The organism is Pseudomonas sp. yb_2, assembly GCF_043103905.1.
Lineage (GTDB): Bacteria > Pseudomonadota > Gammaproteobacteria > Pseudomonadales > Pseudomonadaceae > Aquipseudomonas > Aquipseudomonas alloputida.
The window spans coordinates 15,447-35,651 of sequence record NZ_JBICKH010000065.1; the positions used below are offsets into that span (position 1 = coordinate 15,447).

Annotated in this window: 17 protein-coding genes and 1 pseudogene; 6 read left to right on the forward strand and 12 right to left on the reverse strand. The window is 56.9% G+C overall.

Annotated elements, in window-relative coordinates:
- Positions 1 to 77: 77 nt before the first annotated feature.
- The 10 genes from motD to flhA form a co-directional block, all read right to left on the reverse strand.
- The gene (motD, locus tag ACF8FB_RS15655) at positions 78 to 935 is read right to left on the reverse strand and encodes a flagellar motor protein MotD (protein ID WP_010955065.1); all 858 of its coding nucleotides are present in this window, start codon (positions 933 to 935) and stop codon (positions 78 to 80) included.
- A gap of 3 nt (positions 936 to 938) precedes the next feature.
- Positions 939 to 1,679, reverse strand: a complete 741-nt coding sequence (locus ACF8FB_RS15660; RefSeq protein WP_392511541.1) for a flagellar motor protein — start codon at positions 1,677 to 1,679, stop codon at positions 939 to 941.
- Positions 1,679 to 2,791, reverse strand: coding sequence for a chemotaxis response regulator protein-glutamate methylesterase (locus ACF8FB_RS15665; RefSeq protein ID WP_010955067.1), 1,113 nt, complete (start codon positions 2,789 to 2,791; stop codon positions 1,679 to 1,681). Before ACF8FB_RS15665 ends, ACF8FB_RS15660 begins: the two co-directional genes overlap by 1 nt.
- A 46-nt stretch (positions 2,792 to 2,837) precedes the next feature.
- Entirely contained in the window at positions 2,838 to 5,075 is a 2,238-nt protein-coding gene (locus ACF8FB_RS15670; RefSeq protein ID WP_392509077.1) for a chemotaxis protein CheA, read from the reverse strand.
- Positions 5,076 to 5,087: 12 nt separating this feature from the next.
- A complete protein-coding gene (locus ACF8FB_RS15675; protein WP_010955069.1) occupies positions 5,088 to 5,876 on the reverse strand; it encodes a protein phosphatase CheZ in 789 nt (262 codons plus the stop codon).
- Between the two features lie 21 nt (positions 5,877 to 5,897).
- On the reverse strand, positions 5,898 to 6,272 hold the full coding sequence (locus ACF8FB_RS15680) for a chemotaxis response regulator CheY (RefSeq protein ID WP_010955070.1): 375 nt from the start codon (positions 6,270 to 6,272) through the stop codon (positions 5,898 to 5,900).
- A 107-nt stretch (positions 6,273 to 6,379) separates the two neighbouring features.
- Positions 6,380 to 7,120 (reverse strand): RNA polymerase sigma factor FliA, encoded by a 741-nt coding sequence (gene fliA / locus ACF8FB_RS15685; RefSeq protein WP_003254406.1) that lies wholly within the window; start codon positions 7,118 to 7,120, stop codon positions 6,380 to 6,382.
- Positions 7,117 to 7,950: a flagellar synthesis regulator FleN gene (gene fleN / locus ACF8FB_RS15690; RefSeq protein ID WP_003254408.1), complete on the reverse strand. Its 834-nt coding sequence runs from the start codon at positions 7,948 to 7,950 to the stop codon at positions 7,117 to 7,119. The genes fliA and fleN overlap by 4 nt, the downstream gene beginning before the upstream one ends.
- 93 nt (positions 7,951 to 8,043) lie before the next feature.
- A complete protein-coding gene (gene flhF, locus ACF8FB_RS15695; protein ID WP_010955071.1) occupies positions 8,044 to 9,351 on the reverse strand; it encodes a flagellar biosynthesis protein FlhF in 1,308 nt (435 codons plus the stop codon).
- A gap of 11 nt (positions 9,352 to 9,362) precedes the next feature.
- Entirely contained in the window at positions 9,363 to 11,492 is a 2,130-nt protein-coding gene (gene flhA / locus ACF8FB_RS15700; RefSeq protein ID WP_088513375.1) for a flagellar biosynthesis protein FlhA, read from the reverse strand.
- Positions 11,493 to 11,906: 414 nt separating this feature from the next.
- Here flhA and ACF8FB_RS15705 point away from each other — a divergent pair, with 414 nt between their 5' ends.
- Positions 11,907 to 12,602, forward strand: a complete 696-nt coding sequence (locus ACF8FB_RS15705) for a GntR family transcriptional regulator (protein WP_049586776.1) — start codon at positions 11,907 to 11,909, stop codon at positions 12,600 to 12,602.
- Here ACF8FB_RS15705 and ACF8FB_RS15710 read toward each other — a convergent pair.
- Positions 12,597 to 13,655 (reverse strand): D-alanine--D-alanine ligase family protein, encoded by a 1,059-nt coding sequence (locus ACF8FB_RS15710; RefSeq protein ID WP_392510194.1) that lies wholly within the window; start codon positions 13,653 to 13,655, stop codon positions 12,597 to 12,599. The two genes, ACF8FB_RS15705 and ACF8FB_RS15710, sit on opposite strands and share 6 nt — an antisense overlap.
- 93 nt (positions 13,656 to 13,748) lie before the next feature.
- Between ACF8FB_RS15710 and ACF8FB_RS15715 the strand changes: the two genes are divergently transcribed.
- Genes ACF8FB_RS15715 through ACF8FB_RS15735 form a run of 5 tightly spaced genes read left to right on the forward strand, consistent with a single transcriptional unit; the run spans position 13,749 to position 19,542 of the window.
- Positions 13,749 to 15,377 (forward strand): B12-binding domain/radical SAM domain-containing protein, encoded by a 1,629-nt coding sequence (locus tag ACF8FB_RS15715; protein ID WP_392511542.1) that lies wholly within the window; start codon positions 13,749 to 13,751, stop codon positions 15,375 to 15,377.
- Position 15,378: 1 nt separating this feature from the next.
- Positions 15,379 to 16,545 carry a PLP-dependent transferase gene (locus ACF8FB_RS15720; protein ID WP_049586791.1) on the forward strand — a complete coding sequence of 389 codons (1,167 nt, stop codon included), beginning with the start codon at positions 15,379 to 15,381 and terminating at the stop codon, positions 16,543 to 16,545.
- A gap of 33 nt (positions 16,546 to 16,578) precedes the next feature.
- Positions 16,579 to 17,457 carry an LPD16 domain-containing protein gene (locus ACF8FB_RS15725; protein ID WP_010955077.1) on the forward strand — a complete coding sequence of 293 codons (879 nt, stop codon included), beginning with the start codon at positions 16,579 to 16,581 and terminating at the stop codon, positions 17,455 to 17,457.
- A gap of 10 nt (positions 17,458 to 17,467) precedes the next feature.
- The gene (locus ACF8FB_RS15730; RefSeq protein WP_010955078.1) at positions 17,468 to 18,631 is read left to right on the forward strand and encodes a cysteine desulfurase family protein; all 1,164 of its coding nucleotides are present in this window, start codon (positions 17,468 to 17,470) and stop codon (positions 18,629 to 18,631) included.
- A complete protein-coding gene (locus ACF8FB_RS15735) occupies positions 18,628 to 19,542 on the forward strand; it encodes a D-alanine--D-alanine ligase (RefSeq protein WP_049586774.1) in 915 nt (304 codons plus the stop codon). The genes ACF8FB_RS15730 and ACF8FB_RS15735 overlap by 4 nt, the downstream gene beginning before the upstream one ends.
- A gap of 180 nt (positions 19,543 to 19,722) precedes the next feature.
- Here the strand turns inward: ACF8FB_RS15735 and ACF8FB_RS15740 are convergent.
- Positions 19,723 to 19,959, reverse strand: a pseudogene (locus ACF8FB_RS15740) (FHIPEP family type III secretion protein); the annotation flags it as partial.
- Between the last annotated feature and the right edge of the window lie 246 nt (positions 19,960 to 20,205).

A 20,205-nucleotide genomic window follows, 5' to 3' on the forward strand; every position in this document is an offset into this window, starting at 1 on the left:
GGTGCCATACACCGCGTCGCCCGGCTCGCGGGTAAACCCGCGCCTGCAGGGGACAGCGGCGACGGGGAATTGACGTATCACGGCCTCGCTACCGTTGCTTGTATTGCCGGTGCACTTTGTGTGCCAGCCCGGCGCAATGCGGCATCCGGTGTGGCATTGGCGCTGCCCGAGCCGGTCAGGCTGCGGCGCACTTCCAGGTTACGGGAAATCACCAGCACCACCCGGCGGTTGCGTGCGCGCCCTTCGGCGGTATCGTTGCTGGCCACCGGCTGGTACTCGCCATAGCCCACCGAAGCCATGCGTGCCGGGTTGACGCCCTCCATGGCCAGCAGCCGCACGATGCTGGCCGCGCGCGCCGAGGACAACTCCCAGTTGGTAGGGTACTGCGCGGTGCGGATTGGCAGGTTGTCAGTGAAGCCTTCGACGTGCACCGGGTTGGCGAACGGCTTGAGGATGCTGGCCACCTTCTCGATGATCGCAAACGCCTTGTCACTGGGCATCGCGTCACCACTGCCAAACAGCAGCGAAGAGTTGAGCTCGATCTCGATCCACAGCTCGTTGCCGCGCACGGTCATCTGGTCGCTGTTGATCAGGTCGCCGAAGGCATCGCGCACGTCATCGCTGATGGTTTTCAACGGGTCGACATTGGTCGCCGCCAGGCCCGCTTCGGTCTGCTCGCTGTCTTTGACCAGCGGTTCGGCCGGGCGCACGCTGAGCGGCTGCTCATCGCCAATCGGGATCGGCTTCATGCTGCGCTCGGGATCGTTGAATACCCCGAGCAAGGCCTGGGAAATAACCTTGTACTTGCCCTCGTTGATCGAGGAAATGGAATACATCACCACGAAGAAGGCGAACAGCAACGTGATGAAGTCGGCGTACGACACCAGCCAGCGCTCGTGGTTTTCGTGTTCCTCGGTATGACGACGGCGACGCATGGGTTACTCCATGAAGCCTTGCAGCTTCAGCTCGATCGAGCGCGGGTTTTCACCTTCGGCAATCGACAGCAGGCCTTCGAGCAGCATTTCGCGGTAGCGCGACTGGCGCATGACGATGGACTTGAGCTTGCTGGCGACCGGCAATAGCACAAGGTTGGCACTGGCCACACCGTAAATGGTCGCAACAAAAGCCACGGCAATGCCATTGCCCAGTTGCGACGGGTCGGCCAGATTGCCCATCACATGGATAAGGCCCATGACCGCACCGATGATGCCGATGGTCGGCGCATAGCCGCCCATGCTTTCGAATACCTTGGCTGCCTGGATGTCACGGCCCTCCTGGGTAAGGAGGTCGACCTCAAGGATGCTGCGGATGGCTTCCGGCTCGGCGCCATCCACCAGCAGTTGCAGGCCCTTGCGCGCATAGGGGTCGGGCTCGCTGTCCGCTACCCCTTCCAGGCCCAGCAGGCCTTCTTTGCGAGCGGTCAGGCTCCAGTTCACCACGCGGTCGATGCCGCCCGCCAGGTCGACCCGCGGAGGAAACAGGATCCAGCGCAAAATCTGCAAGGCGCGCTTGAACGACGTTAGCGGCGACTGCAACAACGCCGCCGCCAGGGTGCCACCCAGCACGATCAGAGCCGCCGGGCCATTGACCAGAGCACCGACATGACCGCCTTCAAGGAAGTTGCCACCGACAATGGCAACGAAAGCCAGGATCAGACCGATCAGGCTGAGGACGTCCATCAGACGCACGCCTCCACCAGGTGCTTGCCGATTTCGTCGAGGCTGTACACGGCATCCGCCAGGTTCGCCTTGACGATGGCCATGGGCATGCCATAAATCACGCAGCTGGCTTCATCCTGGGCCCACACCGTGCTGCCCCCCTGCTTGAGCAGGCGCGCGCCCTCTCGGCCATCGGCGCCCATGCCGGTGAGCACCACCGACAACACCTTGTCACCGTACGACTTGGCCGCCGAACCGAAGGTGATGTCCACGCACGGCTTGTAGTTCAGGCGCTCGTCGCCGGGCAGGATCTTCACCGTGCCACGGCCATCGATCATCATCTGCTTGCCACCGGGGGCCAGCAGGGCCAGGCCCGGGCGCAGCATGTCGCCGTCTTCGGCTTCCTTGACGCTGATGCGGCACAGCTTGTCCAGGCGTTCGGCAAACGCTTTGGTGAAGGCCGCCGGCATGTGCTGGATCAACACGATCGGCGCCGGGAAATTGGCCGGCAGCTGGGTCAGTACCCGCTGCAGCGCCACCGGCCCCCCCGTGGAGGTACCGATGGCCACCAGTTTGTAGGGTTTGCGCTTGGGTGCCGGCGACTGCGAGGCCGCCGGCGTCGGGGCCGCCGCACGGGCAGGCGCTGCCGGGCGCGTCTGCGCCTGGCTGGTAAAGGTGCTGGCCGGCGCTGGCGCGGCGACCGGCGCCGTTCTGGCATAGCTGCCGATCCGGCGGTTGCTGCGCGAAATGGTGTGCACCTTCTCGCACAGCAACTGCTTGACCTTGTCAGGGTTGCGCGAGATGTCCTCGAAGTTTTTCGGCAGGTAGTCCACTGCGCCGGCATCCAGCGCGTCGAGGGTGACGCGGGCGCCTTCATGGGTCAGCGACGAGAACATCAACACGGGCGTCGGGCAGCGCTGCATGATGTGCCGCACGGCGGTAATGCCATCCATCATGGGCATTTCGTAGTCCATGGTGATCACATCGGGCTTGAGCGCCAGCGCCTGGTCGATTGCTTCCTTGCCGTTGGTCGCGGTACCCACTACCTGGATCGTTGGATCCGCCGAGAGGATTTCCGAGACACGGCGGCGGAAGAAACCAGAATCATCCACCACCAGGACCTTGACTGCCATAAACACTCCATTAGGCGGCGCAACCCGCCAGGGCGCGCCACCGAAATCAAATACGCCGCGCGGCGTAACGCTTGAGCATGCTCGGGACGTCGAGAATCAACGCGATGCGACCGTCGCCGGTAATGGTGGCCCCGGACATGCCCGGGGTGCCTTGCAGCATCTTGCCCAGCGGCTTGATGACCACTTCTTCCTGGCCCACCAGTTGGTCGACGACAAAACCGATGCGCTGGGTGCCGACCGACAGAATCACCACGTGGCCCTCGTGCTGCTCTTCGTGCACCTGGCCCTGGACCAGCCAGCGCTTGAGGTAGAACAGCGGCAGCGCCTTGTCGCGCACGATCACCACTTCCTGGCCGTCGACCACGTTGGTACGCGACAGGTCGAGGTGGAAGATCTCGTTGACGTTGACCAGCGGGAAGGCAAACGCCTGGTTGCCCAGCATCACCATCAGGGTGGGCATGATCGCCAGGGTCAGCGGCACCTTGATGACGATCTTGGAGCCTTGGCCCTTGGCCGAGAAAATGTTGATCGAGCCGTTGAGCTGGGAGATCTTGGTTTTCACCACGTCCATGCCCACGCCACGCCCGGACACATCGGAAATCTCGGTCTTGGTCGAGAAGCCAGGGGCGAAGATCAGGTTGTAGCAGTCCGACTCGCTCAGGCGCTCGGCGGCGTCCTTGTCCATCAGGCCCTTTTCCACGGCCTTGGCACGCAGGATGTTCGGGTCCATGCCCTTGCCGTCGTCCGAGATCGACAGCAGGATGTGGTCGCCTTCCTGTTCGGCCGACAGCACTACGCGGCCGGTACGCGCCTTGCCAGACGCTTCACGCTCGTCGGGCATCTCGATACCGTGGTCGACCGCATTGCGCACCAAGTGCACCAGCGGGTCGGCCAAGGCTTCTACGAGGTTCTTGTCAAGGTCGGTCTCTTCGCCGACCAGTTCCAGATTGATCTCTTTCTTCAGCTGGCGCGCCAGGTCGCGAACCAGGCGCGGGAAGCGGCCGAAGACCTTCTTGATCGGCTGCATACGGGTTTTCATCACCGCGGTCTGCAGGTCGGCGGTGACCACGTCAAGGTTGGACACGGCCTTGGACATGGCCTCGTCGCCGCTGTTCAGGCCCAGGCGCACCAGGCGGTTACGCACCAGCACCAGTTCGCCGACCATGTTCATGATCTCGTCCAGGCGCGCGGTGTCGACGCGCACGGTGGTTTCCGCTTCGCTGGCGGCGTGCTTCTCGGCGGCCGGGGCCGGCGCGCGAGGCGCCGCGGCAGGTTTGCTGGCCGGCGAAGGCGCTGGCGCGGCAGCGGGCTTGGCCACCGGCTGGCTTTCGGCCTTGGCGGCAGCCGGCGCTTGCGCCTGGACAGCAGCCGGGGCTTCTACAGCGGCAACATCGCCACCGAACTTGCCCTTGCCGTGCAACTGGTCCAGCAGGGCTTCGAACTCGTGCTCGCTGATTTCATCGCTGGCGGCACTGTTGTCGGGTGCGGCAGGCGCTGGTGCCTGGACGGCTGGCAAGGCGCCAGCCTGGAAGGTGCCCTTGCCATGCAGCTGGTCGAGCAGCGATTCGAATTCGGCGTCGGTGATCTCATCACTGACCGCTTCGCTGCTGACGGCCACCGGCGGCGCGGCAACCTCGGCATTGAACTGGCCCTTGCCGTGCAACTGGTCGAGCAGCGATTCGAACTCGGCGTCGGTGATTTCATCACCCGCACCGCTGACAGTCTCGCCCTGCATCTGCTCGTCGGCCGCCGCTTGCGCCTTGACCGCATCGAGCGAATCGAGCAACTGCTCGAATTCACTGTCAGTGATGTCCTGGTGTTGCTCCTCGGCCTCAGCCGGCGCGGCAACCGCCACGTCGGCAACCGGTGCCGGTGCTGCAACAATTTCGGCTGCGCCAGGTTCGGCCAGGCGCGACAACGCTGCCAGCAGTGCGGGGGTGGCCGGTGTCACTTCGGCACGCTCGCGCACCTGGCCAAACATGCTGTTGACCGTATCCAGTGCCTCGAGCACCACATCCATCAGTTCCGCATCGACCCGGCGCTCACCTTTGCGCAGGACGTCGAACACGTTCTCGGCGATATGGCAGCACTCCACCAGCTCGTTCAGCTGGAGGAAGCCGGCGCCCCCTTTTACAGTGTGGAAACCGCGAAAGATCGCATTGAGCAGGTCGGCATCGTCAGGTCGGCTTTCCAGCTCGACCAGTTGCTCGGACAATTGCTCAAGTATTTCGCCGGCCTCTACCAGGAAATCCTGGAGGATTTCTTCATCGGCGCCGAAGCTCATCAAACGTGCTCCTTAAAAACCAAGGCTGGACAGCAGATCATCGACATCGTCCTGACCGGACACGACGTCTTCACGCTTATCGGCATGAATCTGCGGACCTTCACCCCGAGTCGGATGTTTTTCTCGATCTTTTTCTGCACGCAATTGATCGTGGTCATGTTTTATACCGGCAAAGCGGTCGACCTGGCTGGCCATCAGCACCAGCTTGAGCAGGTTGCTTTCCACCTCGGTCACCAGTGTGGTGACGCGCTTGATCACCTGGCCGGTCAGGTCCTGATAGTCCTGGGCCAGCAAAATGTCGTTGAGGTGCCCGGAAACCTTGCGGTTACCCTCGGCGCTGTGCGTCAGGAAACTGTCGACTCGCTTGACCAGATCACGAAATTCCGGCGCAGCCACTTCGCGGCGCATGAAGCGCTGCCAGTCGGTGCTCAGGGCCTTGGCCTCGTTGGCCAGCTCATTGAGCACCGGTGTGCTTTCCTCGACCAGGTCCATGGTGCGGTTGGCCGCGCCCTCGGTGAGCTTGACCACATACGACAGGCGCTCGGTGGCGTCGGTAATCTGCGACACCTCTTCTGCCTGCGGCATGGTGGGGTCGATCTGGAAACTGACGATGGCACTGTGCAGCTCGCGAGTCAGCTTGCCGACTTCCTGGTACAGGCCGCGGTCGCGGGTCTGGTTCAGTTCGTGAATCAACTGCACCGCCTCGCCGAAACGGCCCCGCTCCAGGCTTTCGACCAACTCCTGGGCATGCTTCTTCAGGGTCGACTCGAACTCGCCCAAAGACGTTTGTGATGAATCCATGACGCGCCCCCCTGACGTGACTCAGCCGTTGACGCGTTCGAAGATCTTCTCGATCTTCTCTTTGAGCACCTGAGCGGTGAACGGCTTGACCACGTAACCATTGACCCCGGCCTGTGCCGCTTCAATGATCTGGTCGCGCTTGGCTTCAGCGGTCACCATCAAGACCGGCATGCTTTTCAGCTTGTCGCTGGCACGCACTTTACGCAGCAGGTCGATGCCGGACATGCCCGGCATGTTCCAGTCGGTCACCAGGAAGTCGTAGTGACCGTTTTCCAGCATCGGCAACGCCGTGGTGCCGTCATCGGCTTCGTCGGTGTTGGTGAAACCCAGGTCACGCAACAGGTTCTTGATGATCCGCCGCATCGTCGAAAAGTCGTCAACGATGAGGATTTTCATGTTCTTGTCCAATTAGACCTCCAAGCAGTCTCAAACGCGCTCGGCCTACCGAGCACGCACTCATTCAATTCGGTACAACGTGGAAAACGACTGCAACGACAGTGGGCTCAACGCGCCCGCCATTCCCCCAGGCGGCTGCGCAGGCGCGCGGCACACTGGCTGTGCAACTGGCTGACCCGCGACTCGCTGACACCCAGCACCTCACCGATTTCCTTGAGGTTCAGCTCTTCGTCGTAGTACAGCGCCAGCACCAGGCGCTCACGCTCCGGCAGGTTGGCGATAGCCTCGGTCAGGGCAGCCTGGAAGCGCTCCTCCTCCAGGCCGCGCGCAGGTTCGACCTGGCCACTGGCGCCATCCTCATGCAGCCCTTCGTGCTCGCCGTCCTGCAACAGGTCGTCGAAGCTGAACAGGCGGCTGCCCAGGGTATCGTTCAAGATCCCGTAGTAATCATCGAGACTCAATTGGAGTTCGGCAGCAACTTCATGATCTTTAGCGTCACGGCCTGTTCTGGCCTCAACTGCACGCATGGCATCACTGACCATACGGGTGTTGCGGTGTACCGAACGCGGTGCCCAATCGCCTTTGCGCACTTCGTCCAGCATGGCCCCGCGGATGCGGATGCCGGCGTAAGTCTCAAAGCTGGCGCCCTTGCTGGCGTCGTATTTGTTGGCCACTTCCAGCAGGCCGATCATGCCGGCCTGGATCAGGTCCTCGACTTGCACGTTGGCCGGCAACCGCGCCAACAGGTGGTACGCGATGCGCTTGACCAGCGGGGCGTAGCGTTCGATCAGCTCGTACTGGGCGTCCTTCGCCGCCCGGCTGTACATCTTGAAGCCGCTGGCGTTCATAGTACGGGTCCCGCGCTGGTGGGTTGCACCAAGCGCTCGACAAAGAACTCCAGATGGCCGCGCGGATTGGCCGGCAGCGGCCAGCTGTCGACCTTCTGGGCAATCGCCTTGAAGGCCAGCGCGCACTTGGAGCGAGGGAAGGCTTCGTAGACGGCACGCTGCTTCTGCACCGCCTTGCGCACGCACTCGTCGTACGGCACGGCACCCACGTACTGCAGGGCAACGTCAAGGAAGCGGTCGGTGACCTTGGTCAGCTTGGCAAACAGGTTGCGCCCTTCCTGAGGGCTCTGCGCCATGTTGGCCAACACACGGAAACGGTTCATGCCATAGTCGCGATTGAGCAGCTTGATCAACGCGTAGGCGTCGGTAATCGAGGTAGGTTCATCACACACCACCAGCAGCACTTCCTGGGCGGCGCGAACGAAGCTGACCACCGAGTCACCGATACCCGCAGCGGTATCGATCACCAACACATCGAGGTTGTCGCCGATCTCGCTGAACGCCTGGATCAGCCCGGCATGCTGGGCCGGGGCCAGATGCACCATGCTCTGGGTGCCCGAGGCTGCCGGTACGATGCGCACACCGCCGGGACCCTGCAGCATCACGTCACGCAGCTCGCAACGCCCTTCAATCACATCGGCGAGGGTACGTTTGGGGGTAAGGCCCAGCAACACGTCGACATTGGCCAGGCCCAGGTCGGCGTCCAGCAGCATGACCCTGCGGCCAAGCTCGGCCAGCGCCAGGGACAAGTTCACTGAAACGTTAGTCTTGCCGACGCCACCTTTGCCACCGGTCACGGCGATCACCTGTACGGGATGCATGCTACCCATGTCTGTTCTTTACCTTGTCTCGCTGGGACTCAGGCCACACGTAGGGCAATTCTGCGTGCCCCTTGGCATAGCGACTTTGCACACGCTTCATGGTCAACCCGCTCGCCGTGGGTTGTGATAGAGATCAGCGAACATGTCGGCCATGGCCTCTTCGCTGGGCTCGTCCTGCTGCTGCACATTCACCGCCCGCGTGACCAGCTGGTGGCCCCGCGGCAGGTGCAGGTCGTCAGGAATGCGTGGGCCATCGGTAAGATAGGCCACTGGCAGTTCATGACTGATGGCAAGGCTCAACACATCGCCAAGGCTTGCCGTTTCATCGAGTTTGGTCAGGATGCAGCCGGCCAGGCCACAGCGCTTGTAGCTGTGGTAGGCGGCGGTCAGCACCTGCTTCTGGCTGGTGGTGGCCAGCACCAGGTAGTTCTTCGCGGCAATGCCACGCCCGGCCAAGGTTTCCAGCTGCATGCGCAGCGCAGGGTCGCTGGCTTGCAGGCCGGCAGTATCGATCAGCACCACGCGTTTGCGCAGCAGTGGTTCCAGCGCTGCTGCCAGCGACTGGCCCGGGTCGACGTAAGTCACCGGCACGTTGAGGATGCGGCCCAGGGTCTTGAGCTGCTCCTGAGCGCCGATACGGAAGCTGTCCATGCTCACCAGCGCCAGGTTCTGCGCGCCGTACTTGAGCACGTAGCGCGCGGCCAGCTTGGCCAGGGTGGTGGTCTTGCCCATGCCCGCCGGGCCGACCATGGCGATCACCCCACCCTCTTCGATCGGCTCGATTTCAGGCACTTCGATCATCCGTGCCAAGTGAGCCAGCAGCATGCGCCAGGCCTGGCGCGGCTCTTCGATCTCGGCGGTCAGGTCCAGCAGCTCGCGGGCGATCGGCCCGGACAGGCCGATGCGCTGCAGGCGGCGCCAAAGGTTGGCCTGCTGCGGCTTGCTGCCCTGCAGCTGATTCCAGGCCAGCGAACCGAGTTGCACTTCCAGCAGCTCGCGCAGGCCCGACAGCTCGGAGCGCATGGCATCGAACAGGCGTGGGTCAACCGGCGCAGCAGCCGGTACGGCGGCGGCTTCCGGGACCTCGACGTGCGGCTCGATCAACGGTTCGGCAGCGGTCAAAGATTGCCCGGCGAACAATTGGCGGTTGTTGTCACTGCTGTCCTGACGCTGGTCCAGCTCGGCCTGGGCAGTGGCAATGCGCGTGTGGGTCTTGCGCAGCTCTTCTTCCAGCTCGGCGTTGGGCACACGCGGGGCCAGGGCGGACAGCTTGTAGTCCAGCGCGGCCGTCAGCTCGACACCACCGGCAATGCGGCGGTTGCCAATGATTGCGGCATCGGCGCCCAGCTCGTCACGGACCAGTTTCATGGCCTGACGCATATCGGCGGCGAAAAATCGCTTAACTTGCATTATCCCCTACCTCAGCCGTTAGGGCCCACGGTGGCAACGATGGTGACTTGCTTGTTGTCAGGTATTTCCTGATACGCCAGAACATGCAAATTCGGTACAGCCAGGCGACCGAAACGCGACAACATGGCGCGGATCGGGCCGGCGACCAGCAGAATGGCCGGCTGACCCTGCATTTCCTGGCGCTGGGCCGCCTCGATCAGCGAACGTTGCAGCTTCTCGGCCATGCTAGGTTCCAGAAGAACACCGTCTTCCTGACCCTGCCCGGCCCTTTGCAGACTATTCAGCAAAATCTGTTCCAACCTTGGCTCCAGGGTAATCACTGGTAGCTCCGACTCAACGCCGACAATGCTTTGCACGATGGCGCGACACAATCCGACGCGCACCGCCGCCACCAGTGCGGCGGTATCTTGACTCTTGCCCGCGTTGTTCGCGATGGCCTCGGCAATACTGCGAATATCGCGCACTGGCACCTGTTCCGACAACAGGGCTTGCAGCACCTTGAGCAGCCCCGACAAGGAAATGACACCCGGCACCAGCTCTTCTGCAAGTTTAGGCGATGCCTTGGCCAGCACCTGCAGCAACTGCTGAACCTCTTCGTGGCCGATCAGCTCGTGGCAGTGTTTCTGCAGGATCTGGTTGAGGTGGGTGGCCACCACAGTGCTGGCATCGACCACGGTGTAACCCAGCGACTGCGCCTGTGAGCGCTGGCCGACGTCGATCCACACCGCTTCCAGGCCAAACGCCGGGTCGCGCGCGGCAATACCGTTGAGGGTGCCAAACACCTGCCCAGGGTTGATCGCCAGTTCGCGGTCCGGGTAGATCTCCGCCTCGGCCAGAATCACCCCCATCAGGGTCAGGCGGTACGCGCTGGGTTGCAGGTCGAGGTTGTCACGAATGTGCACGGTGGGCATCAGGAAACCCAGGTCCTGCGACAGCTTCTTGCGCACGCCCTTGATCCGCGCCAGCAGCTGGCCGCCCTGGTTGCGATCGACCAGCGGGATCAGCCGATAGCCGACTTCCAGGCCGATCATGTCGATGGGGGTGACGTCGTCCCAACCCAGCTCCTTGGTTTCCAGCGCGCGCTGTGGCGAGGGCAACAGGTCCTGCTGACGCTGCGCCTCTTGCTGGGCTTTGACCTTGGCCTGTTGCTGCTTCTTCCACACCAGGTAGGCGCCGCCGGCCGCCATCAGGCCGAGGCTGAGGAAGGCAATGTGCGGCATGCCCGGCACCAGGCCCATGACAATCATCAGCCCCGCCGACACCGCCAGCGCCTTGGGCGAATCGAACATCTGCCGGTTAATCAGCTTGCCCATGTCTTCAGAGCCTGAAGCACGGGTGACCATGATCGCGGCGGCGGTGGACAGCAGCAGAGATGGCAATTGCGCCACCAAACCGTCACCGATGGTCAGCAGGGCATAGACCTTGCCGGCCTCGCTGAACGACATATTGTGCTGCAGCATGCCGATGAGCATGCCACCGATCAGGTTGATGAACAGGATCAGCAAGCCGGCGATGGCGTCGCCGCGCACGAACTTGCTGGCACCGTCCATCGAACCGTAGAACTCGGCCTCCTGCGCCACCTCGGCACGGCGGTGCTTGGCCTGGGCCTGGTCGATCAGGCCGGCATTGAGGTCGGCGTCGATGGCCATCTGCTTGCCAGGCATGGCGTCGAGGGTGAAACGCGCACTCACTTCCGAGATACGCCCGGCACCCTTGGTCACCACCACGAAGTTGATGATCATGAGGATGGCGAACACCACGGCACCGACCACATAGTTACCGCCGATCACCACCTCACCGAAGGCCTGGATCACTTTACCGGCAGCGCCATGGCCCTCCTGGCCATGCAGCATGACCACACGGGTGGACGCCACGTTCAGGGCCAGGCGCAACAACGTGGCCACCAGCAGGATGGTGGGGAACGCAGCAAAGTCGAGCGGGCGCAAGGCGTATACACAGACCAGCAGCACCACGATCGACAGGGCGATGTTGAAGGTGAAGAACACGTCGAGCAGGAACGGCGGTATCGGCAACATCATCATTGCCAACATCACCAGCAGCAACAGCGGCACCCCCAGGTTGCCCCGGCCGAGCCCGGCCAGGTTGTTGCGGGCGTTGCTGATTAACTGAGTGCGATCCACCGCGAGTCCTCTTGATGCAAAACTTTGACGCCCAGGGGGCGCCTGCGGCTGGCATTGCAAGAAGCTTTCCAACTTTGGCAGACACCCACACGAAAAGATGAACCGGGCGAGCACCACCGCGTTGACGGGTGGCTCATGAGCAAGCAATCACCAAGAAAAACGAGACCTCCCGCCCAATCGCCTCTACGGCAATGGCCAAAGGCTTAAGCTCTTGGAAAGCCACAGAGAGGGTGGCGCCACGACAAAAAAAATCTGAGCGACTTGATCATGCAAAAGCTCACGGTTTCTATGCGGATGTAGAGAGCCAATGACTACTCAAAGGCATGAACATCATGCCAACTGCTCGATGGTAGCTCTAGTGAGTCTGTGATACCTTCGCCAGCGCTTTTGACTACATCGCTAGACCCGGAGAACATGGTGGCGAACTCTCTCGATAGCTTTATCGTTCCTGACAAACATCGCCATAAAACCGCGATGGATTATGTGGTCGAGTCGCTACGCGAAGGCATACTTTCTGGCGCAATAGCCGAAGGTACGGCTTTGCGCCAAGAAGAGCTAGCCTCGAAATTCGGTTTGAGTCGTATGCCGGTAAGGGACGCCATAAGGCAGTTGGAGGCCGAAGGGCTTGTTACCTACGAAGTCCATAAGGGGGCCTCTGTAGCGATCATGACGATTGAAGACATTGTCGAGATCTATGATATGCGGATCATGGCAGAATGCACCGCCTTGGACTTTGGCTTTGACAACATCGTAGAAAATGATCTGGCGCAGATGTACGAACTCTTATCTACCATGGAGCATGCCACCGACCCGCACCACCTTAGCGAACTCAATGAAAAGTTTCATCACTTTCTTTATTCAAAAGCAAAGCGCCCCAGATTACTTGCATTGATTAAGTCCCTTCATGACTCGGTGGATCGCCATCTTCGTTTTTTGTTGACAAATCTCGACTATCACAAGAAATCGCAACAGGATCATAAAAGCATTTTGAGCGCTTGCGCCAAGGGTGATCGCGAAGCCGCCAAGCAATTTTTAGCCGAGCACCTTGCCGAGGGACGAGATGCAATCGTTACGTTTCTTGAGAAGCGGCGTCGGCAGGACGTGTCATAAACGTTCTTTAGATGCTGATGAGAGCCCATATTCGACTAGCGCTCCTACCAACTTCGGCGGAGGGTAACCGGAGCACTCAAACATCTTCGGGTACATACTGGCACTCGTAAATCCGGGTAAGGTATTGATCTCATTGAGAATAATTTCACCCTCTTCTGTCAAGAAAAAATCCACCCTGGCGTACCCCTTCAGTTCAAGGCATCTAAACGCCTGGACAGATAAAGCCTGGATGCGCGCGACAATGTCAGGTGGCAACAAGCTTGGCACACGAAGACCTGTCACACTGTTGGAATCGTATTTCGCCTGATAATCGTAATAGGCGTGCCCTTCCTTTTTGATTATTTCACCCACCACCGAGGCCATCAAACCCTCCTCAAGTTCGAGCACACCACACTCTATCTCTCTTCCACAGACAGCAGCCTCCACCAGCACCTTTGTGTCCTCTCGTGCTGCAATAGCAAATGCCGCAGCATATTCCAAGGCGTTGGAGACCCTAGACACACCAATCGATGAGCCCGAAGTAGCGGGCTTTACGAAGAGCGTGCTGCTACCCAGGCACTCAACCAGTTCCTCCCAAGGACGCATGGAGTTCATGGCCAGCCAAGGCACCACAACAAGCCCGGCAGACTGGACCATTCTCTTTGTGACATCTTTATCCATGGCCATTGCCGAACCTAGCACCCCGGAGCCCACACACGGCAAACCGCACATCGCTGCCAATCCTTGAATTGTTCCATCCTCCCCCCACCGACCATGCAGTGCCGGGAAAAGCAAATCGATCCCAATCTCCACCGTGCCGCTCTCTTGAGTTGTGTATGAGAGCGAGCGATGGCCTGGACGAATTGAAATCAACGGAGCCGACCGATCAACCGCACCAGGGAACTGGCACGGCTCTCCTTGATACCTCCAGTTGCCCACACGATCTATCCCTACACAGTGCACCCTGTGACCGAGAGCCATCAGCGCCGCGTGGATTGTAGCGGCGGAGCGTAGCGCCACTGAATGCTCTGAGCTCCGCCCCCCAAAAACCAGTGCGATCACATTTTGTTTCATTTCGACAGGCCTCAGTCAGGAGATTTTGGCTACTGTATCCAATATCCAATAAAAATAACAACGGCATTTGCCGATATTCAGGAATGGAAGAGCATGCCTTTGCAAATCACTAAGGGGGCGACCCTGGGCGAGCGGTCGTCCGCCCCCAAAATCGTCACGCCTCATCTACAGATTCGAGCGATCGCGGTCTCTGCGCCGGAATGCATCAGCGGCCACAAATCAGGCAGGGCTTTGAACAGCACTGACCCTGTCAGCCTCTTTAACGCATGCCGCTATGCGGCAAGCCTCGCTAAACAAAGGAAAGGTGCTTGGGGAAACAGCAACTGGGGGCGACTCGACAAAAAGTTGAGAGAGCATTTTTTGCTCATGTACTCACTGGATGACATGCATCGCTATGAAAATTTAATACAAGCATCTCGACCCAACATTCTATTCATTGGCGCCATGACGCTCTGCATGCCTGGCGCAGTGGAATGTGCAAAAGTCGCTAGAAAAATGTTCGGCGATAGATTACTCATCGTACTGGGTGGGCGGCACGTTAATGAAACGATATACCTTGCTGACGAAAGAAAGAGGCTACCCTCCCTCGTCAAACACCATAGAGCCTCGCCGGGGCGCCTTATCAGAGAGTGTGAAATCCCTCCACTATTTGACGTCATAATTTCCGGAGAGGCGGAAAAATTGATTGCAGAGATTGGCGAGCTTTTTAGTCGCTGCAATCAAAGCCCAGCGACGTTCATTGCAGAAAACCTGGATATGAAAACTGAAGGGCGATGGATCGCTGACTTCCCACGCATCGATAACACACTTGTAAGTGATGGCGTACCTCTGAAGCGCGACGAATTACCCTCAGTGGTCGGTACATTTGGGGTCACCGCTTCATTTGATGTTTTCGAGGGGCGCATGACCTCACATATATTCAGCGATACTGGGCCTGGGTGTATCTATGATTGTAATTTTTGCAGTGAACGCCGCAGCATTGCCGGAAACATCCAGGACATACAAGGCGCCCCACGACGACTCTACAATCAACTCAACGAGACAGTTAGCGCAGTAATGCAAGATCACCCCAGCAAGGGGGCAAGCGCATTCGTCGAAGATTCGATATTCCTTAGCGGTAGCCCAGTCGCAATCACACAGTTGTGTCAATTACTTGAGAAAGCCCCTTTAGAAGTCATTTTCGGAGGCCAATTCACGATCGATCAGATTCTTAGAAAAAAGGACCTTATTCAAAGGCTAGCCAAATGTGGCCTTAGGTATATATTCATCGGACTCGAAACGCTTGAACCACAAGAAATTGGGGGCATGAGCAAAGACGTTGACGGCAATAAACAAACGTGGAAAGACCGATTCTTAAAAGCTCTGGACTTTATGGCTGCAAATCATATCGATTGCGGGTGCGCATTACTTTTTGGCTTGGGTGAAGCACATATCAGTCGCCGAAACTTGCTTAATGGACTCATAAAGCTTAAGCAGGAGACAGGACAGCCTATTACCTTAAGTGCAAACTGGGCGGTCCGGCACCCACTGCGGAGTAGCCGCGAAAGCGAGAATGAAAATTACCTGCGCTGGGGCACTCCCGAAGGTGAACTGCTGGAGTATTTCCATAGATTCGGTGAAGCCTCCCTCGAATATCCCTTACCCAATGTCTGTGCACCTCAGGTTGGCGAAGTTAAAGAAATAATCCTTCTTCTCAATGAGTTCGAGGCAAGCGATGCCTGAGATGACACGTAGTAAACTGGCCCAGGTTGGCCTCTTCCCCACAGGAGGAATCCAATCCACACAAACGCCAGCCATGGAGTGCACCAGCTATTTAGTCGACACCTTTGATCAGCTGCCACCCATCAATGAAGAAAGCCTAGCAGACATAGACAATGATCTTTTCAGTGGTCTGTACTATGGCGGCGTTGACACACCAACGACTCGACAACTTTCTCAGCGGGTAGCCGACCTCGAGAAGGGCAAGTTCGCAGTCTTAACACCTTCCGGGCAGTCCGCCTTCAACCTGTTGCTGACAACATTCGTGAAACCAGGTGATCACGTACTTGCTGGAGATACCATCGTTTACTCCACACGATGGCTGCTGAATCACTTTGAAAATATTGGTGTAAAAATTGAATACTTCACACCTAGCGAAGCCGCGACTCTAAAAAATAAACTAACTCTAAAGACAAAATTAATCATATTTGAAAACCCAGGCGCATTCACGTACGAGGTCATGGATATTAGTGCGATCGTCGAATCAAGACACGACCACCCAGCGCTGATTGTGGCCGACAACACATGGGCAGCATCACTATTTCACCACCCCTTATCACTCGGCGCGGACATCAGCTTGATTTCAATGAGCAAATACCACGGGGCTGTAGAGGGCATCTCTCTCGGAGCACTAATAACCAAGCGAAAAGATCTGTATGTAAACCTTAAAACCACCTCCGCATTAACGGGCAACCATGTGAGCTCACACGCCTGCTCAGCAGCAATTCGATCAATCAGCACGCTCGGCGCTCGCCTATCATTTCAAATGAGTACGACTCGCAAGGTACTTAGAAGCCTCAAGCCACTGCCTCTTTTAAAACAGGCAATACATCCCATTCTCCAAAACACTGAGCTCCACCTACAAAACTCGATGATCTATGGATTCAACAGCCTTTTCACCGCTGAATTTTCATGCTCTCGCAACGAACTGATATCTCGCCTGAACCGACTAAACCTAATAAAGATCGGCTATGGATGGGGCGGCACGACAAGCCTCGTCAATCTTATTGATACTCACGACATGCCCTCAGCAAAAAGACTAGGCATTAACAGTGAGTGCGCAAGGATATACCTCGGACTTGAAGACCCAGACGAATTAACTCGCGATCTTACCAATGCATTTACTCAATAACCCTCACCCCAAAACTACCCACAAGGATAAATTATGAAAAAAATAACAACACATGAAAGCTTTGCATTTACAGAAGCCGAGCTAAAAAGTCGCATTTTCAACTTCATGGATGCCGAACCCTTGAATGCCGCTCACATCATGGCCGGCCACTTCATGCTATTTTATGACAAACAGAGCGATCGACTGGCACCAGGAGTCTTTGAGGACATACAAGACCCTACATTAAAAGCACAAATCAAGGAGCGAGTGGGCATATTTCCCACCTATTCTTGGAAGTTAGCTATAGAATTCGCAGAGCACCATATAGTCAAGAATAACCAAAGCGGAAACCTACTCCTTTTGATCAACGATTGGCAATACGTCCCAAGCGACAAAATCACTCAAGACTATAGGGCCGAATTTTACAACCACTTCGAGCAACTTCCAACAAGCTACCTCACGCACCTTAACTCATCCTCAATCGTCACTACAAAAAATATCACACCCAGTCGCAAACATACACTTTGTTTCCCCGAGACATGGTTGAAAAATCGCTTTCAAAATGAGGCTTCTCGACTGGTGAAGCAAGGAAAACTCGAGAAACGATGTATTCCAGATCAACCAGAAATGTCCGAGATTTCATTCACTGACTCTTCGGGCACACCTTTACCACTGGTCAGTTGCGGCATGACCGGTTGCGCAGGTGAAATAACAGAAATGATTTCCGAAGCCTACAGAGCAGGCGCTCGGCTTTTGATTCTCCTCGCCCCAAATGAATGCCATGCTCCAATTAGAAAGGGAGTTGAGATCGCCCTCTCACTTTACGAGTTCGATCCTGTAAGCATATTGGTGGCAGATCTGGGAGGGAGCGGGGAGCTCACGACCGAAGAAATATACAGCAAAGGCATCCATATCGTCACCTATAGAACTTGAGAGGCCAGCAATGCAACCAGACTCGGTAATCTATCTAGATGCTGCAGCCACTACTCCGTGCGCTGATGACGTCATAAAGGAAATGGCGAAATATGACAACATCAACTACGGAAACCCCTCATCTGCGCACATTCTAGGCCGTCTTGCACGGAGTGCTGTCTTTGAAAGTGCTTCACATATTTCTGAGCTACTAGGCTGCACACCGGCTGAAATAGTTTTCACATCTGGCGCCACGGAAAGCAATAACATTGCGATTCTTGGAAGCGCCACCACCGCAAGAAGCAATATAATTATATGCCCTATCGACCACAAATCCAGTATTTTAGCCGCAGAAGAATTAGAAAAACGCAACATAGAGATTCGACGAATGAAAATCGATTCGGACGGACGAGTCAATCTAACGCATCTAAACAGCCTACTGGATGAAAACACATCACTGCTCTCTATTTCTTATGTGAATTCCGAAATAGGCACATTTCAAAACCTTCTAGAAATCAAAAAGGCATTAGAAAACTCAAATGCACTTTTCCATGTCGATGCCGCTCAAGCGTTGGGCAAGCTACCTATCAACGTCAAAGAACTTGGCGTAGATTGCGCTTCGATTTCAGCCCATAAAATCGAAGGGCCAAAGGGCATCGGCGCCCTCTATGTTTCTTCCTCCAGCTTTTCTCGGTTGCGTCCTCTCACATTTGGCGGCGGTCAATCTTCACTCCGTAGCGGCACACTTCCCACTCAACTGATCGCCGGATTCGGCGCTGCGGCACGTCGACTAAAGAACAAGGATTACCCTGCCTCATGGTCCGCTGCGAAACAACTGAGAAATGCAATCCTTGAAACACTAAACAAGCATGACATCGCGTTCCTAATTAATTCTCCAGACGCTGTTTCGACACCTCACATCTTGAATATTTCCATTCTTGGGATGCGCTCAGAAACCTTGATTAGTAGCTTGAGAAACGTCTGCATCTCTTCCGGATCAGCCTGCAACTCTAACAATCTTTCCCCCTCTTACGTCATCACCGGGATTGGGCACAGCGCAATGAGGGCCAACAGTGCGATCCGCTTATCCTTCACCAGCGACATGGACATCAAAACCGTTCGAGCAGGTGCAGAATCGCTTTCACAAAAGGTGCTTCAGCTTATCCACTTAAATCATAGGGGGCAAATGAAATGATTGAAAATATTGCAATTATAACGGGTGGAAACTCCTCGGAGCGGGAGGTCTCCCTTCAAACTTCCGAAGCTGTCTCACAATCGTTGAAAACCCTCCAAATCAGCCATGAGATTCTCACCATTTCGGACTATAGAGAACTGCTTAGTCTGGACCTCGCTAAATTCACCAGAGTCTTTTTGGCGCTTCATGGCGGTTTCGGTGAAAACGGGATGGCACAAGCATATTTAGAAGGACTAGGGATCCCATATAATGGCCCTTCTCCTCAGGCCAGCGCAATCTGCATGGACAAGCTTCTAACGAAGCATATTGCAAGAGGACTTGGAATAAATGTCGCAAACTATCTTTACTCGAAAAACGGTGATGACGTTTGTTTTGAAGAGATCAGTGAACGTCTAGGAACACCCTGCATCGTCAAACCTAACCGTGAAGGATGTAGCTTCGGTGTGTCCCTGGTCCGCGACCTCAAAGCTGACCTCCAGCCTGCTATAAACGCAGCAGCAAAATTTCACACTGGAATTCTAATAGAAGAATTTATAAGTGGGCCCGAGTTATCCGTATGCTATTTAAACAAATCCACGCTACCCATCTATACAGTTGAATTTGAGAGTGATTTCTTCTCTTATGATGCGAAATTCATATCCACCAAGACGAATGCCACCCTCACCATCCTAGACAGGAGCACCCATCAACTAGTCACCAACTACTGCTCTGCTATCGCTGAGGCACTTGAGCTTGATTACTTTAGAGCAGACTTCATCGTCCACAACACAGAGCCGTACCTTATTGAGCTTAACACCCTTCCCGGGCTTACAAGCCATAGTCTTTTTCCGAAAGCATGCCAGCAACATGGTATCGAATTTGACAAACTGGTACTTATCTTAAACAACTTGGATCCTAGCCAATACTGCTGACCGAACAACAAGTATAATTCGTACCATCAGGCTATTGGATGTCGTTGGTGTTTTTCGGATGGTAATTTATTGATCACCCAATTGAGATTAAGCGCCGCTCAAACGGCGCTCGATCTTGAGCAATCCCAGAAACGGTCAAGAAACTTTCAACTGTCACGCCGCAAATCCGGCGGAATCGGAAAGCAGGATGGTCGGGAACGCGGCAAAGTCGAGCGGGCGCAAGGCGTATACACAGACCAGCAGCACCACGATCGACAGGGCGATGTTGAAGGTGAAGAACACGTCGAGCAGGAACGGCGGTATCGGCAACATCATCATTGCCAACATCACCAGCAGTAACAGCGGCACACCCAGGTTGCCCCGGCCGAGCCCGGCCAGGTTGTTGCGGGCGTTGCTGATTAACTGAGTGCGATCCACCGCGAGTCCTCTTGATGCAAAACTTTGACGCCCAGGGGGCGCCTGGGCGTGGCTTTGCAAGAAGCCTTCCAACTTTGTGATCTGCTGTGAATCGGGGTGTTCGCCGTGAGGTTTTTGTCGCCTGTGAGATCGAGCGCCGCCCGCGCGGCGCATCGCGAGCAAGCTCGCTCCTACATTTGTTTCGGGCCAGTTATTCCTGCGGGATTTACGCGCGACCGCCTTCGCGTACACCTCGATATTGCGCCG

What these genes read in the sequence shown, in the direction of transcription:
- fliA (WP_003254406.1), bottom strand. Translation starts at nt 7,120, where the DNA reads ATGAACGCCAGCGGCTTCAAGATGTACAGCCGGGCGGCGAAGGACGCC.
- fleN (WP_003254408.1), bottom strand. Translation starts at nt 7,950, where the DNA reads ATGGGTAGCATGCATCCCGTACAGGTGATCGCCGTGACCGGTGGCAAA.
- flhF (WP_010955071.1), bottom strand. Translation starts at nt 9,351, where the DNA reads ATGCAAGTTAAGCGATTTTTCGCCGCCGATATGCGTCAGGCCATGAAA.
- ACF8FB_RS15715 (WP_392511542.1), top strand. Translation starts at nt 13,749, where the DNA reads ATGCCTTTGCAAATCACTAAGGGGGCGACCCTGGGCGAGCGGTCGTCC.
- ACF8FB_RS15675 (WP_010955069.1), bottom strand. Translation starts at nt 5,876, where the DNA reads ATGGATTCATCACAAACGTCTTTGGGCGAGTTCGAGTCGACCCTGAAG.
- ACF8FB_RS15735 (WP_049586774.1), top strand. Translation starts at nt 18,628, where the DNA reads ATGATTGAAAATATTGCAATTATAACGGGTGGAAACTCCTCGGAGCGG.
- ACF8FB_RS15720 (WP_049586791.1), top strand. Translation starts at nt 15,379, where the DNA reads ATGACACGTAGTAAACTGGCCCAGGTTGGCCTCTTCCCCACAGGAGGA.
- ACF8FB_RS15725 (WP_010955077.1), top strand. Translation starts at nt 16,579, where the DNA reads ATGAAAAAAATAACAACACATGAAAGCTTTGCATTTACAGAAGCCGAG.
- ACF8FB_RS15680 (WP_010955070.1), bottom strand. Translation starts at nt 6,272, where the DNA reads ATGAAAATCCTCATCGTTGACGACTTTTCGACGATGCGGCGGATCATC.
- ACF8FB_RS15730 (WP_010955078.1), top strand. Translation starts at nt 17,468, where the DNA reads ATGCAACCAGACTCGGTAATCTATCTAGATGCTGCAGCCACTACTCCG.
- ACF8FB_RS15660 (WP_392511541.1), bottom strand. Translation starts at nt 1,679, where the DNA reads ATGGACGTCCTCAGCCTGATCGGTCTGATCCTGGCTTTCGTTGCCATT.
- motD (WP_010955065.1), bottom strand. Translation starts at nt 935, where the DNA reads ATGCGTCGCCGTCGTCATACCGAGGAACACGAAAACCACGAGCGCTGG.
- ACF8FB_RS15665 (WP_010955067.1), bottom strand. Translation starts at nt 2,791, where the DNA reads ATGGCAGTCAAGGTCCTGGTGGTGGATGATTCTGGTTTCTTCCGCCGC.
- ACF8FB_RS15705 (WP_049586776.1), top strand. Translation starts at nt 11,907, where the DNA reads ATGGTGGCGAACTCTCTCGATAGCTTTATCGTTCCTGACAAACATCGC.
- ACF8FB_RS15710 (WP_392510194.1), bottom strand. Translation starts at nt 13,655, where the DNA reads ATGAAACAAAATGTGATCGCACTGGTTTTTGGGGGGCGGAGCTCAGAG.
- ACF8FB_RS15670 (WP_392509077.1), bottom strand. Translation starts at nt 5,075, where the DNA reads ATGAGCTTCGGCGCCGATGAAGAAATCCTCCAGGATTTCCTGGTAGAG.